This is a genomic window from Rhizobacter sp. Root1221 (assembly GCF_001425785.1).
Classification (GTDB): domain Bacteria; phylum Pseudomonadota; class Gammaproteobacteria; order Burkholderiales; family Burkholderiaceae_C; genus Rhizobacter.
This window is the reverse complement of the sequence record NZ_LMDI01000072.1, coordinates 1-1,415: the sequence shown is the minus strand read 5'-3', so window position 1 is coordinate 1,415 and position 1,415 is coordinate 1. Positions and strand designations below refer to the sequence as shown.

The 1,415-nt window shown below is 65.1% G+C and carries 2 protein-coding genes and 1 pseudogene; 1 reads left to right on the top strand and 2 read right to left on the bottom strand.

Annotated elements, in window-relative coordinates:
* The first annotated feature begins 395 nt into the window (after positions 1-395).
* Positions 396-680 (top strand): hypothetical protein, encoded by a 285-nt coding sequence (locus tag ASC87_RS28370; RefSeq protein ID WP_056671182.1) that lies wholly within the window; start codon positions 396-398, stop codon positions 678-680.
* Positions 681-698: 18 nt separating this feature from the next.
* Here ASC87_RS28370 and ASC87_RS34025 read toward each other — a convergent pair.
* Both ASC87_RS34025 and ASC87_RS28365 read right to left on the bottom strand, forming a co-directional pair.
* Positions 699-797 (bottom strand): annotated as a pseudogene (locus ASC87_RS34025) (hypothetical protein); the annotation flags it as partial.
* A 249-nt stretch (positions 798-1,046) separates the two neighbouring features.
* Positions 1,047-1,340 (bottom strand): hypothetical protein, encoded by a 294-nt coding sequence (locus ASC87_RS28365; protein WP_056671181.1) that lies wholly within the window; start codon positions 1,338-1,340, stop codon positions 1,047-1,049.
* Between the last annotated feature and the right edge of the window lie 75 nt (positions 1,341-1,415).

Genomic DNA, 1,415 nt, shown 5'->3' with positions numbered 1-1,415 from the left:
GGGTGCGGCCCAACAGCGCGCGATCGATCTGTTGGACCTGTCACGACACTTGGTCTTTGCCTTGCCGCGGCAAGGCAAGCGCCTTCGAGGCGGAGTCGTTTTTCTTCAGCCGATGCGGAGTGCATGCGTCGCGAAGCCGTGCGGTCGACGCACTTCCCAACGCTGTTCGGCGGCCTCACCTCAAGGTAGCGCTGTCGGTGAGAGGCAGGGGGACGGTCACATCCCTTCCCACGTTTGCAGGCTGCACGCCTGACGTTCGAGTCTCGCTCGGTGCGACGAGATGCGTTCGAGCAATGTCGATGTCATTGAAGGCGCCGAGAGTGCCTAGCGCCCACTCGTCTTCGTTCTCGGCGTCGAACTCGACCGGGTTTATCCGGCATGAGCAAGAATGGCGGATGAACTACAGAGTCACCTTGAACGTTCGGCACGACCAGCCTCAGGAGGCGTGGGAGGCGATGTTGAAGGTCTACGAGTCAATGCCCGGTTGGATCGGGGCCGTGGACCTTCCCCGCTGGTTCGGCACAGAACAGGATGCCACGCATGTGTGGGCCTCGGTCGAGCCTGGGGGCGTCGTTTTCGAAGGGCAGATGGAGCAAGAGCGTTGGGAGCGCTGGCTCGCAGAGCTTTGCGCACGTCTCTCTGCGGCACTTGAGCGCCCGGTGCACGACGCCGAGCTATAGATGGCCTGCCCCCGGCAGTCAGGCGGTCCAGCGGTGCGGCAATAGCCCGCCGATGCGAGAGTTCGACTGCGTAGGCAGCAGCTCCAGGACACCTTTGGGGTACGCGCAAGGATCGAGTCCATTGAGCCGGCGCCCTCGGCCTACTGCCGTTCTTCGCTACGCCGGAGCCGTTGCGTCGCACCCAGCTTCAAACGCGCCGGGGCGCGCGGGCGACGTGTCGATGGGCATCGCCGGCATCTGCGAGACATGGGAAAACCCCGCGATCGGGCCGCAGAGATGCTGACCGGGATCCGGGGTCGTTGATCTGGAGAGCCCGGCCGGAGGAGCGTTGATCGCCCCCCCGGTCCGTGGCGGGCACCGGTGTGATCACACCGGGATGGCGCGGACCAAGGACGGGCCAAGGTCGATGCTGAGCCCCTTGAAGTTGTCGGCGTAGCTGTGGTTGCTGGCCGATTGGGTGAACGTGTTGTCCGACTGGATGGTGGCCGGGCCGCCGAACACCGAGGCGTTGCCGACGTTGGCCAGGGCCGCCATGTTCTGGACGTTCATCTGGCTCGTTCCGTTGGCTTGGTCGCCTTGGCCGCCGCGCACGGCGGTCATGGCCGTGCCGTCGAGTTCGTGGGCGGCCGAGAGGTCCTTGATGGTCAGGGTGGTTTGCATGGTGGTTCTCACAAGAGGATGGGTGGGATGAGGCGGGGGGAGATCAGAAGCCGCTGAGCAGCGCGCGCAGGTCGA